1 protein-coding gene and 1 pseudogene are annotated in these 943 nt (G+C 68.9%); both read left to right on the forward strand.

Translation table 11 applies throughout. From position 1 onward, the window contains the following. A pseudogene (locus ACXJKR_RS33560) lies at window positions 1-334 on the forward strand (hypothetical protein); the annotation flags it as partial. A gap of 186 nt (window positions 335-520) precedes the next feature. Further along, a partial coding sequence (locus tag ACXJKR_RS33565; protein WP_457326544.1) for a hypothetical protein occupies window positions 521-943 on the forward strand: 423 nt, incomplete at its 3' end.

A 943-nucleotide genomic window follows, 5' to 3' on the forward strand; every position in this document is an offset into this window, starting at 1 on the left:
GGCCAGCGCCAGCGTCAACGAGAGCGACACCGTGGTGCGCATCCCCGACGGCCACATCGTCGCCATCGGCGGCCTGATGCAGATGGAAGCCACGCGCCGCGGCTCGGGCGTGCCGGGTGCCGACAGCAACCCGCTGACGTCCATGCTGTTCGGCAATCGCGCCAACAACGGCCGCAAGCGCGAGCTCGTCGTCCTCATCAAGCCCAGCATCATCCGCAGCGCGGAGGACTGGGAGCAGCACAACCGCCTGGTCAGCGAGTCCCTGGACGACACCGAAGGCCGCACGCGGCGCGTGATCCGGGTGGATGGCGCGGCGGCGGCGCCGCAAAAGTAAGCGGTGGCGGGAAAAGTGGCCGGGTCCGCATCCGTGCCCATTCGCACAGCGTGGACGGTCGCAGCCGTCGCGGCCGTCGCACTAGCGCTGGCCGCCGGCAGCTGGCTACTGAACCGATCGGCCGAGGCGCCCACCTCACTGCCGCCTTCACTGCCAGCCCCGACCTCGGCAACGCTCCAGGGAACGTTGCTGCGGCCGGTCATCGACGCGAAGGCCGATGCCGCTACCCAGCCGGCGAGCGCGGCCATGCCGGCTGCGCTTCCCCCGTCCCTGCGCACGCCGGCCTCATCGACACCCGATGAACTGCGCACGGTGCAGCTTGCGTTGGAAGAGGGCGCGACGCCAGCGCAGGCGCRCAAAGCAGCCGACGTGCTCGAGCGATGCGAGCATGCGACCCAGACAATCGAATTCGCGTACAGCGTACGCGACCAGGGCGGCCCGCTGCGGCAAGTGTTCGAGAAGACTCCTGGCTTCAACATGGACCAATGGATCAAGGAGAAGCAGGACTTGCAGCGACGCTGCCAGTTCTTCGACACGGCCACCCTGGCGCGCAGGGGCGAGTTTCTCAAGCGAGCCTACGAGGGAGAGCTCCCTGGCATGGCGCTGGCG

The sequence above is a fragment of the Roseateles sp. P5_E11 genome (genome assembly GCF_054049355.1).